General features: G+C 49.3%; 7 protein-coding genes. 6 read left to right on the top strand and 1 reads right to left on the bottom strand.

Annotation, left to right across the window (positions count from 1 at the left end):
* Window positions 1-201: 201 nt before the first annotated feature.
* Window positions 202-825, bottom strand: a complete 624-nt coding sequence (locus HA050_RS13010; RefSeq protein ID WP_308418903.1) for a c-type cytochrome — start codon at window positions 823-825, stop codon at window positions 202-204.
* A gap of 237 nt (window positions 826-1,062) precedes the next feature.
* Here HA050_RS13010 and yihA point away from each other — a divergent pair, with 237 nt between their 5' ends.
* From yihA to HA050_RS12980, 6 genes are all read left to right on the top strand, one after another.
* Complete coding sequence (yihA, locus tag HA050_RS13005) at window positions 1,063-1,716, top strand: ribosome biogenesis GTP-binding protein YihA/YsxC (RefSeq protein ID WP_099396594.1); 654 nt, start codon at window positions 1,063-1,065, stop codon at window positions 1,714-1,716.
* A 314-nt stretch (window positions 1,717-2,030) separates the two neighbouring features.
* Entirely contained in the window at window positions 2,031-2,414 is a 384-nt protein-coding gene (locus HA050_RS13000) for a response regulator (protein ID WP_099396593.1), read from the top strand.
* Between the two features lie 17 nt (window positions 2,415-2,431).
* On the top strand, window positions 2,432-2,794 hold the full coding sequence (locus HA050_RS12995) for a response regulator (RefSeq protein WP_166826827.1): 363 nt from the start codon (window positions 2,432-2,434) through the stop codon (window positions 2,792-2,794).
* Between the two features lie 218 nt (window positions 2,795-3,012).
* Window positions 3,013-3,528, top strand: coding sequence for a chemotaxis protein CheW (locus HA050_RS12990; protein ID WP_166826825.1), 516 nt, complete (start codon window positions 3,013-3,015; stop codon window positions 3,526-3,528).
* Window positions 3,529-3,722: 194 nt separating this feature from the next.
* Window positions 3,723-5,900: a methyl-accepting chemotaxis protein gene (locus HA050_RS12985; protein ID WP_166826823.1), complete on the top strand. Its 2,178-nt coding sequence runs from the start codon at window positions 3,723-3,725 to the stop codon at window positions 5,898-5,900.
* A gap of 108 nt (window positions 5,901-6,008) precedes the next feature.
* Window positions 6,009-11,396 carry an Hpt domain-containing protein gene (locus tag HA050_RS12980; protein ID WP_166826821.1) on the top strand — a complete coding sequence of 1,796 codons (5,388 nt, stop codon included), beginning with the start codon at window positions 6,009-6,011 and terminating at the stop codon, window positions 11,394-11,396.
* The last annotated feature ends 73 nt before the right edge of the window (window positions 11,397-11,469 follow it).

The following is an 11,469-nucleotide window of genomic DNA, read 5'->3' as shown; positions in this document are numbered from 1 at the left end:
GAAAATAATTCGTACAATGCTTTTGGGAATGAAGTTTTGGGTGTCATAGAATTCAAAAAGGGGCTAAAGGCCCCTTGTTTTAGGGATCTGCTAAATAAGCTGGTTTAGTCAGCTAAAGAGCCCTGATACCGGATAAAGTTCCGGTAAGGCATAGAAACACAGGTTTTTCATGACAAAAAACCTGTGCATTCTACGGTCTGATCAATGCAAAGCCTGGATGTATTCAGCCACGGCTTTGATTTCAGCGTCTGACAATCTGGCCGCAACATCGGTCATGACCGTATTGTTGTTACGCTCGCCGCTGCGGAAAGTAGTCAGCTGCGCCAGCGTATAGGCTGAATGCTGGCCACCCATACGCGGGTACTGGCCTGGAATCCCTGCGCCAGACGGGCCATGACAGGCCATACAGGCAGGTACGCCCTTAGCCATAATGCCGCCCCGGTAGATTTTTTTACCTGCTTCAATCAGGGCTTTATCAGAAGCGCCGCGATCTTTAGCTTGCTGGGCAGAGAAATACTCCGCAACGTTTTTCATATCAGCTGGCGATAAAGGCGCTGCCATACCCATCATAACGGGATTTTTTCGCTTAGCAGTCTTGAACTCGTTCAATTGTTTTACAATATATTCAGGATGTTGGCCTGCAAGGCTTGGATTGGCAGAAGCTGCGCTATTGCCATCTATGCCATGACAGGCTGCACAGACTTGCTCGACCAATAGTTTACCTTTTGCCGGATCTGCTTTCGTGCCGTCAGCGGCAAACGCGGTTGGGGCCACCATCAATAGTGTGGCAATGATTGCTGCAACAGGCGCACGGCGCATAAGCATTTGTCCTCAAAAGTGCAAGTAGCCGGGTATATCAGCTTGTTGAAAAATTAAACGGGGCAGGCCTCTGGCAGGCGGGACAAAAAAACTGGAATTTACTAAAGTAAATGAGGATTTTTGTTGTTTTTAGCACCTGCTGCGAGCATCGCAGTAATTTTGCAATAAGTTGAACCGGCCGAAGATTATTCAATTGCTGGTATTCTATAACAAGACCCGTTCACAAACCACAGTGGTTACCCAATGTCGCTTTTCCAAGGCTTGCAATTCCTGACAACCGTTAACGACCTGAAGGCTCTTCCGGCTGACGGTATGGAAGTTGCATTCGCCGGACGCTCTAATGCCGGCAAGTCCAGTGCTATTAATACACTGGCCAATCATACGCGGCTTGCCTTTGTTTCTAAAACACCGGGCCGTACTCAACACATCAATTATTTTCAATTTGGTAATGCTAATAACCGACTAGTCGATTTACCTGGTTACGGTTATGCTGAAGTACCTGTGTCAGTTAGGCAACACTGGGAAAGATTATTAAGCCAGTACTTGGTGCGCCGTAGCAATCTGATTGGCTTAGTGCTGATTATGGATTCACGTCGTCCGCTGACTGAGCTTGATCGTCAGATGCTGGATTGGTTCCGCCCTACAGGTAAACCTATCCATTGCATTCTGACTAAATGCGATAAGTTAAATCGTCAGGAACAGACGGCGATTTTGCGTAAGGTAGAGGCTGAGTTTGCTGACGAATCGATGATTACCGTTCAGCTGTTCTCCAGCTCTAAAAAGTTAGGAGTAGATATTGCAGAAAAGGTAGTTGGTGGCTGGTTTGATGCCATGAATTACCAGGCGTCGCAGGCAGAGGCCAGCTCGGAGCATTCAGAGCCGATAGACGGGGAGTAAAGGGGCTTGCAGTTTTATGACATAGTTCTATCTTGATTCTAGGTGCGCCCCTGCACCTCCCGCTTTTTCCTCCCTGAGCGGGTGCTTTGGCAACGTGCCAAAGCCTGTATGGCCCCGGTCGATGCCTGCTCAGACCGGGGTTTCTTTTTTTTCTGTATCTCTGCATCTTGACTTAGTATTAACTTATTATTTTATGATTAAGAGCGCTTGCAGATAAAATTGAGCGCATATACTGCGCCATATCATGATGATTTCTGCCAGCTCCTGATAAAACCATACTGAAAACATACTGGCTTTTGAAAAGGGGAAATGTAATGTCAACGCTCGCCGGAGTAAAAGTCATGGTGATTGATGACAGTAATACCATTCGCAGAAGTGCGGAGATTTTTTTGGGGCAAGCGGGGTGCGAAGTCATTCTTGCAGAAGATGGTTTTGATGCTTTAGCTAAAATCAGTGATCGTTTGCCTGACGTGATCTTTGTTGATGTGATGATGCCAAGGCTGGATGGTTACCAAACTTGCTCGTTGATTAAAAAGAATCCACGTTATAAAACAACCCCCGTTATTATGCTGTCTTCTAAAGATGGTTTATTTGATCGTGCCAGAGGACGAATGGTAGGGTCTGATGAGTATTTAACTAAGCCTTTTACTAAAGACAGCCTGTTATTGGCTGTTGCTGCGCATATTCGCAGCGTTTGACTATGGGTAGGATTGCAATGAGTATTAAAAAAATATTGATCGTCGATGATTCACCAACTGAACGCCATTTTTTGGGTGAGTTGCTCACTAAAAATAGTTTTCAGGTCATGACCGCTGAATCAGGCGAAGAAGCCGTGGCAAAAGTGAAAGACTTGATGCCCGATTTGATTTTGATGGATGTTGTCATGCCCGGCATGAATGGCTTTCAAGCCACACGCACAATTAGCCGTGATGAGCTGACTAAGCATATTCCAATTATTATGTGCACTTCTAAGAACCAGGAAACAGATATGGTTTGGGGACGCCGCCAGGGTGCTGTGGAGTACGTAGTAAAGCCTATTGACCCGCAGGAATTACTTTCCAAAATTGCGGCTTTGTAAAAATAGTGTGTTGTGCATAAATTAAGATCGCGGGCTGATTTTAAAAAATCAATATGCCCGCGAAAAGCATGTAAGGTGCGAATGGAATTTCACTCGTAAAAACCGATATTTTTATATGCAATGGTGCTAAGTCATCGTCATATATAGTTTTGGTTTTAGCCTGATGCGCCAGCGATTTTGTGTGTAAATAAATTGAAGCTTCTTTCAGCGGAAAAACCATGGCCAAACGGATTAGCCTGCGTGACTATCAAGAAGGGGTAATGGCGCGATTAAAAAGCGTTACCTCTACAGCTCAAGTGGATGCTCGTTTGGGCGTAAAGATCGGTGGTGAGAATTGGCTGGTCGATTTATCCGATGTCGCTGAAGTAATGCCTTTACCTGCAATTGCGACTGTTCCTCTGGTTCAGCCTTGGTTCAGGGGGGTCGCAAATTTGCGCGGAAATCTGGTGAGTGTCAGTGATTTGGCTGCATTTATGGGGTCGGGTAGTTTATCGGCCACGCCTGCTGCCCGATTATTGTTAATACATTCCCGGCATATATTGCATTGCGCTGTTTTAGTTGATCGTATGCTTGGTTTAAAGCATTTGGCTGATTTAACGCCTGATTCTTTGCTCACGCGTTCATCTGCCTGGACAGGGGATGCTTATCGCGATGCGGCAGGTGTTTCGTGGCGATGTTTAGATATTCAGGCTTTAGTTGCACAGCCTGCTTTTTTACAAACAGGTCAAATATAGCTGGCCGTTGAAAAACGTAGCATCCCCGCATAAAAGCGTTTGGCAGAAAGAATTAGGCAGAAATCTCATCTTAAGCGGTTATTGAGTTTTTCTGTTGGTTTCTCTGGGCGTTGTGGTGAGGGTGTGGTTGTTTTAATGGTCTGCTGATTAGCAGCAGCCATAAAAAATAGATACAGGATCGGGAGTAATACACAATGGCACTGAATCTGGATGGCGTTAAGCGCCTTTTTTCCGGAAGAAAACAGGCAGCCCCTGTTTCGGCGAATACAACTTATGAGCCGACTAAAACAACATGGATTATGGGCAAGCTGAGCCTGCCAGAAGCCGATGAATCACAGTTAAAAAAACCACTGCCACTGATTGGCCTGCTGCCTATTCGTCAGCAAATGGCTATTTTACTTGCGGTGATGTTGTTGTCTGCCGGTTTGTTTATCATCACGGCGTTTTTGGCTTTCCAAGCTTCGTCTTATAACGCTGAGCGTCGTGCGGTTTCTACTGAAATGCAGATGCTTTCGCAGCGTATTGCCCGTGCATCCACTCAGGCCGTACAGGGTAAGGCAGAAGCATTCCCCATTTTAAAAGACGCATACATCCGCTTTGACGATAACTTGAAGCAGTTGTCGGGTGGTGGGTTGCTGGCCAGCTTATTGGCGCATAACCCAACTCAGCTGATTAATTCGGTTAATGCCATCTGGAAAAAGTCTTTTAGCAGCAATGCGGCACGCCCTACTGTTGATACGATTCTTAAGCAGGAAAAAGCGCTGGTTACGATTGGTCAGTCTGTTTTAACGATTAACCGAAATGATGCAATTCTGCTGGAAAACACTCAGGAATTTGCCAAAATGTTGGGTGCCAATGGCGGCTCAGCACACGATCTGGAATACGCACAGCATTTATCCATGCTGTCTCAGCGTATGGCCAAAAACTCCAATACGGTTTTTGGTGATGATCTGATCAACCCTGAAGTGGTGTCTTTGTTGGGTAAAGACTCTGTTTTATTCGATGAAATCATTACTGCGTTTCTGGATGGCCAAAACCCGGATTTACAAATTCGCGCGGTCAACAATCCGGCTCTGATTGAAAAATTAAAAGAAATTGATAAACGCTTCCGCGATTTTGAAGTGGTTATTACCTCCTTCTCTAAAAACATGCAGCCCCTGGTTAGCTCGCGACTGGCCAGCCAAAGCATTGTTACTGATTCAGAAAAACTACTGAAAGATACTGGCGATCTTGCTGATGCCTATGAAAACAAAACAGGCAGCTTTGTTACTGGTTTCTTAGAGTTTATTTTCGTTGTTGTTGCTTTGTTTGCTCTGTACCAATTGGTTTCGGTGTTTAACCAAGAGTCGGTACGCCGTCGTTTGGTACTGGAAGCTGAGAATAAAAAGAACCAGGAGGCGATTTTGCGCCTGCTGAATGAAATGGCTGACTTAGCGGACGGGGATCTGACTGTTCGTGCATCGGTTACAGAGGATCTGACCGGGGCGATTGCTGACTCGATTAACTACACGATTGAAGAGTTGCGTTCCCTGATTACCAAGATTAACCGCGCAACAGGGCAGGTTACTTCAGCCACGCAGGAAGCTCAGGGTATTTCTGATGAATTGCTGGCCGCTGCGGAGCGTCAGTCTGTTGAGATTGAGGGCACCAACCAAACGGTTGAGCAGATGGTGACATCGATTCGTGGTGTATCGGGTAATGCTGCCGAATCAGCTAACGTGGCGCAGTCATCCCTGATGGCTGCTGAAAAGGGTGCTGAGGCGGTACAGAATCAGATTAAGGGTATGGGCGATATTCGCGAGCAGATTCAGGAAACAGCGAAGCGGATTAAACGTCTGGGTGAAAGCTCACAAGAAATTAGTGAAATCGTTGAATTGATTTCAGACATTACCGAACAGACCAACGTCTTGGCTCTGAACGCTGCGATTCAGGCGGCGGCGGCGGGTGATGCGGGCCGTGGGTTCTCGATTGTTGCTGAGGAAGTGCAGCGCCTGGCGGAACGTTCAGGCGAAGCGACGAAGCAGATTAGTGCGATTGTGAAAACGATTCAGACCGATACCCATGATGCGGTAGCGGCGATGGAGGTTTCCACTCAGGGTGTGGTTGAAGGGGCGAAGCTATCTGATGCGGCGGGTCAGGCTCTGACTGAGATTGGTCAGGTTTCCCGTGATCTGGCGCGTTTGATTGAATCGATTGCGCATGAAACGGAAGATCAGACCCAGCTGGCAAGTAAGGTTAACTTATCCATGCGTGATATTTTGGCCATTACTGAGCAAACGACTGCAGGTACAAAACAATCTGCGATCGCGGTGGGGCAGCTGACCTCTCTGGCGCAAGAGCTGAAAGACTCCGCTTCGGGCTTTAAGCTTTAATCGGACTGGTTTTAGGTCATGGTATTGCAGGATGGTGCAGGGGAAAGCCCTGATCATTCCTGCATACCTTTGAATTACGTTGAAGTGTTACTTGAAAATAGGCTTTAAATGAGCGCGCATACCGAATTCGATCTGGGCTCTCTGGTCTGGGTTAAGAGCGAAATCGAGCAAACTTTACAAAAAGCGTCGCAAGCTTTGGCTCAGTTTGGCGAGACCAAAGACAGCGCACTGCTGAAACATGCCCGAACCTTTTTGCATCAGGCCTATGGTGCTGTGCAAATGGTTGAGCTCACCGGCCTTGCCCGTTTCTGTGAAGAAATTGAACAAACGCTGGCTGCAGATGAGATTAACGCCGACACGCTGGCTATTATTCAGCGCTCTATTGTTGAGGCCAGCCGCTATCTTGAGCAAATTGCTGTGGGCGCGCCCAATCAGCCGCTTCGATTACTGGCCAGCTTTAAAAAAATGGCAGCTTTGCGCCAGGCTTCAGACAGCGGTTCGGAGTTGTTTTTTCCTCAGCTTGCCGAATTATCCCTGCCTAAAGGGTTACCTGCCCGTACATTAGCAGCGAATGAAACCGGGCCATTTGTCCGTGCGCGTCGTCTGCGGTTTGAAGCTGTACTGCTGAGCTGGATCGCTCATGACAAAGCTGCGGCAGGCGTGATGGCTAAAAATCTGGCCGAGATTGCGGCTACTCAGTCTTTGGCAATTTCCCGTCACTTTTGGTGGGCAGCTGCTGGTTTACTGGATGGCTTAAGCCATCAGCAGGGCCAGACTGAGCCAGATGTCGATCTGAAACAACTGGTACTCCGCTTAAATATGCAATTGCGCCGTTTGAGCGATGGCTCCGGCAAGGTTGCCGAGCGTTTATACCGCGATATTCTGTACGCATTACTGATGCTGGAAACCAGCAGCTCACTGGCATTAGCGCTGCGCAAGTCTTTTGCTTTAGAAAGCCTTCTGCCAGGCGCAGACAGCGATCTGCTTTCGCCTGCATCTGAGTACCGCCATTCATTGGCGCGCACTCTGCGCGACGAGCTGGATACATGTAAAGAAAGCTGGGGCCGTGTTTGCTCCGGCCAGTTTGAGCGCTTAAGTTCATTTATTGCAGGTTTTGAACCGCTCGCCCAGCGTGCCGAGCCCCTGGGTATTCCGGGGCTGGATCAGTTGTGGCCAGCGATTTCTGCATCGGTACAACGCTTAAATCAGAAGGCCCCCAGCGATGCAAATGCGCTGGAAGTCGCTACCGCTCTGCTTCTGATTGATAACTGCCTCACCATTTATCCCCTGATTGCAGAAGACTTCCCTGCTCAGGTTGAGGCCATGTGTCAGCGGCTGCTGAACCCCTCTCTGAAAAATGAAGTCCCTCATCTGGATGAAATTACCCGGCAGGCACAAGAACGTTTGTTGCAAGCCCAGCTGGCGCATGAAATGCGCAGTAATTTACAAACTGTTGAAGATATCCTTGATGCATGGTTCCGCCAGCCTGATAACGGCAGCGAATTAGGCAAGATTGATCCGGGTTTGCGCCAGATTATGGGTGCGCTGCTGATGCTGGAGAAACAGCAAGCTGTTGCTCTGTTGCAAGCTTGCCAGCTGAGAATCGAGCAATTCACTCAGAGCGAGCTCTTATTACCTGCTCAGGAAGAGCTTGAGTTACTGGCTGAAGGCTTATCTTGCCTTGGTTTTTATATCGACAGCATTGCACAAAACAGGGATGAGCCAGCCTCACTGCTGAGCATGATCGATAAGCTGACCGGTGCGAAGCAGGCGGATGAGCAGGAAAACGAGTTAGAAGTACTGGAAGTTGAGCCGCAGCTTGATGCTGTTGCCCATGGTGCGCCTGTACAGCAGGCCGTTGCCGACCCATCCCGCCCTCTGCCAGCAACGGATGAAGCCGTTGATGCCGAGTTGCTCGAGGTGTTCCTGGAAGAAGCAACAGAAGTACTGGCCAGCATTGCTGAGCAGGTTTTGGTTTGCCAGCAAACTCCGCACGACAGAGAAGCGTTAACTGTATTAAGACGCAGCTTCCATACCCTTAAAGGCAGCGGGCGCATGGTGGGGCTTAACCACATTGCCCAGGTTGCATGGGCGATGGAGCAGCTTTTAAGTAAGTTAATGCAAATTGAAAAAACGGCTTCACTGGAGTTATTGCAACTGCTTGCCCAAGCCCATACTGCTTTCTCTGGCTGGGTGCAGCAGCTCAGCAGCGAGGGTGTTGCTCAGGTAGAAGGCAGCGATTTAATTGCTTCGGCAGAGCGGCTGAGAGCACAGCTGGATGCTGCAGCCAGCGTGCCTGACGAAAGCATCAGCGTGTCGCTGGAAGGTGAGCTAAGCGCAAGTGATGAGGTGACGATCGGCACGGTTACAGTATCGGCATCCTTATTTTCATTGTTCTGCAAGGAAGCAGCTCAATATCTGCTTACCCTGCAAGGTGGTAAGAACAGCCATCCTTCCAGTTATTTACTGGCTGCGCATACTCTGGGTGGTATTGCGTCAACAGCAGGTTTCCGCAGCTTGGGCGAATTAGCCTACAGCCTTGAACATGCTGTGCAGCAGCAGGGTGAAATGGTGATCGGGCAGGAGCCAGCACTTGATCAGGCGGTTACTCGTATTGCCAGCATGCTGGAATCGATCTTTGCGCTTGAAGTGCCAGGCTTTGCAGAGGCAGAAATTCTTGCTTTACAAAATCTGCAAGCCGAAACCTACGAAATTTCGCTGGATGAAACACCCGAAGCTCAGCTTGTTGAGCTTGAGCTTATCGAGCCGCCGGTTGTGCAGGCAGAGCATGAGCTTGAGTTAACCCTGGATGAGTCAGCAGGCCTGGCAGGGCTTGAAACGACGCTTGATCTGGATATTACAGCGCCTGACGTTCTGCATGACGAGCCGGAAACCGCTGTTGCTGAAGCGTTGTCTGAGCAGGATGAGCTGCTTGCCCTGCATGAATCCCATGATGAACTTGCAAGCGAAGTACTGACAGAGGTATTTGCTGCAGAGTCCGCTGCAGATATCTTTAAAGACGAAGAACCTATTGAAGCGCTCGGTTCGTTTGATCATTTATCCGACGATCAGCATGAGGCAGATATTGCAGAAGCTCTGCATGAAGATGCAGATACCGGCTTCAGTGATGTGCTGCCTGATCAGGCTGAGGCTCTTGTTCTGCCTGAGCCTTCTGCTATGCCAGAGCCGGCCGCTGAGCCGCTGTCACCGCTGAGCAGCTTGCTGGATCAGCAGGACGATGATGAAGAAGTAGTCAGCCTGCTGGATATGGAGTCGCTTACTCCGTTTGAACAGCTTATGGATAAGCATGATGTTCAGCGTAAATCCGAGCTGGACAGCCTGCAGGCCGACGATATTGATGAGCAGCTATTGCCCGTGTTCATCGAAGAAGCGGATGAGCTGATGCAACAAATCAGCAGCTCCCTGCGTGGTTTACGCCTGCCGGATGAAGTGCAGAAAGAATCAGGCGCTCTGAAGCGGCTGTTACACACCTTCAAGGGCAGTGCGCGGATGGCAGGTGCCATGCGTATGGGTGAGGTTGCTCACCAGATGGAAAGCCGTTTGCTGGCGGCAGGAAATCACTATTCTGCTGCGCTTCTTGATGCGCTGGATGCCGATTTTGATTTGATTCAATCTCTGGCGGATGAATTAAAAGGTGTGAAGCAGCCTGCTCCGGTTGTGCAGGCCGTTGTTCCAGTGGCTGCTGAAGTGGAAAGCGGGACCACGATTCGGGTTAAATCCGAGCTGATGGATCAGCTGGTTAATCAGGCCGGTGAGGTATCGATCGCCAGATCGCGTATTGAAGCCGAAATGATCACCATGAAGACCTCTCTGCTTGATTTAACAGAAAACGTGAATCGTTTGCGCAGCCAGCTCCGTGAGCTGGAAATTCAGGCTGAATCGCAAATGCAGGCGAAGATTCAGGATGGCCATGAGGCCAACTTTGATCCGCTTGAGTTCGATCGGTTTACACGTTTGCAGGAAGTGACTCGTTTTATTGCCGAGAGCGTTAACGACGTTGCAACGATTCAGCAAAACTTGTTGAAAAACCACGATGATTCAACTGGTGCATTAATGCAGCAGGCGCGGATGACCAAAGAGTTGCAGCAAAGCCTGATGCGTGTACGCATGGTGCCGTTCAGCAGCTTGTCAGACCGGCTTTACCGCCTTACCCGTCAGACGGGTAAGGAAGTCGGTAAAAAGGTCAATCTGGAGCTGCGCGGCGGTCGTGTGGAAGTAGACCGTGGTGTGCTGGATCAGATGATGTCGCCGTTTGAGCATATGCTGCGCAATGCGATCGACCATGGTCTGGAAAGCACCGAGCGGCGGATTGCACTGGGCAAGTCAGAGTTTGGTGAAGTACAGGTTGAAGTTCGCCAGGAAGGCAATGAGCTGGTTCTGGTGTTAAAAGATGATGGCAAAGGGCTTGATCTGGAGTCCTTACGGGCTAAGGGGGTAGAAAAAGGTTTAATTGGCCCGCAGGCAAGTGATCAGATGGTGACCGGGCTTATTTTCGAGCCGGGCATCAGTACGGCCAGCTCGCTGACTGCACTTTCCGGCCGTGGTATCGGCATGGATGTGGTGAAGAATAAGCTGGGTGATTTGGGCGGGCGGATTGATGTATCAAGCCAGGCCGGTGTGGGTACAACCTTTACCATTTATCTGCCTCTGACTCTGGCCGTGACCCAGGTTGTACTGGTTAAAGCGGGTGGAGAGCAATTTGCTATTCCTTCCGGAATGATCGAGCAGGTTCAGGAAATTAAGCTCGGTGTTTTAGAGCGAATTTACGAGAACCGTTTCCAGGAGTGGATGGATCACCGCTATCCTTTTGCATACCTGCCAAGGCTTTTAGGCGATGCTGTCTCAGTGCCAGAGCAAAAGCGCTACAACACCATTTTGTTGCTGCGCAGTGGTACCGGGCGTATGGCGCTGCATGTGGATGAGCTGGTACGCAATCAGGAAGTGGTGGTGAAAACCATTGGACCACAGCTGGCCCGTATTCCGGGTGTAACCGGCGCAACCGTGCTGGGGAATGGTGATGTGGTGATGATTATGAATCCGCTCACCCTCCTCGCTCGCGGTGAAACACGCAGTGCGGCGGTGCAGATGGTTCCTGAAGAGCTGAAAACAACACCGTTGGTGATGGTGGTGGATGATTCGCTTACGGTGCGCAAAATCACGGGCCGTTTATTGGCGCGTGAAGGCTTCCAGGTCCTCACCGCTAAAGATGGTGTGGATGCTTTGCAACAGCTTTCTGATGTGATTCCTGATGTAATGCTGGTTGATATTGAAATGCCGCGCATGGATGGGTTTGAGCTCACCCGGAATGTGCGGGCAAATGAAAGCACGCGGCAGATTCCTATCATCATGATTACTTCGCGAACGGCTGATAAACATAAGAACTACGCATTTGAGCTGGGCGTGAATGCCTTCCTTGGAAAGCCTTATCAGGAAGAGGAGTTGTTAGGCCAGATCAGGAGCTTTATTAAGTCTTAAGCTGGCGTGACGGCTGCTTTGAGGCAGATTTACTTTGAAAAGCCCGTCTGTTAGATGTCATTTGATTTGGTTA

Origin of the sequence: Iodobacter violaceini (assembly GCF_011601265.1) — a bacterium.
Taxonomy (GTDB): Bacteria; Pseudomonadota; Gammaproteobacteria; order Burkholderiales; family Chitinibacteraceae; genus Iodobacter; species Iodobacter violaceini.
This window is presented reverse-complemented; position numbering and strand designations above follow the sequence as displayed.